Below are 566 nucleotides of genomic sequence, written 5' to 3'. Positions count from 1 at the left end.
CCGCCCGAGTCGGTCACGACCGCGGCCGCGCCCCGGACCGCGGCGATGAAGTCGATGTAGCCCAGGGGCTCCAGGACGTGCACGCCGGGGTGGTCGTCCAGGCCGGCGGCCAGCAGGGTGGCGCGGCCGCGGGGGTGCACCGGGATGACGACCTCGGCCAGGTCGGCGACCCCGTGCAGGTGCTCGACCAGCGCCGCTGCCGTCTCGGGGGAGTCGACGTTGGCGGGGCGGTGCAGGGTGGCCAGCACGTACCGGCCGGGCAGGGCGTGCTCGGCGCGGACCTTGGCGGTGTCGAAGGCGTCCAGGTTCTTCAGCAGGGTGTCGATCATCGGGTTGCCCACGAAGTGCGACCGCTGGACGCCGATGCCCTCGGCGGCCAGGTGGCCGATCGCCTCGGGGCTGGTGACCAGGCACAGGTCCGACAGCTGGTCGGTCAGGCGCCGGTTGACCTCCTCGGGCATGGTCATGTCGAAGCTGCGCAGCCCGGCCTCCACATGCGCGACCGGGATGTGCAGCTTGGCCGCGACCAGCGCGGCGGCGATCGTCGAGTTCACGTCGCCGTACAC

Annotated in this window: 1 protein-coding gene; it reads right to left on the bottom strand. The window is 73.1% G+C overall.

Annotation, left to right across the window (positions count from 1 at the left end):
- Nucleotides 1-566: UDP-N-acetyl glucosamine 2-epimerase (locus ACFPZN_RS56545; protein WP_378293757.1), on the bottom strand; the 566-nt coding region annotated here is incomplete at both ends.

The organism is Actinomadura rugatobispora (genome assembly GCF_042656285.1).
Lineage (GTDB): Bacteria > Actinomycetota > Actinomycetes > Streptosporangiales > Streptosporangiaceae > Spirillospora > Spirillospora rugatobispora.
The sequence above is the reverse complement of the archived record's forward strand: the minus strand, read 5'-3'. Positions and strand labels throughout refer to the sequence as shown.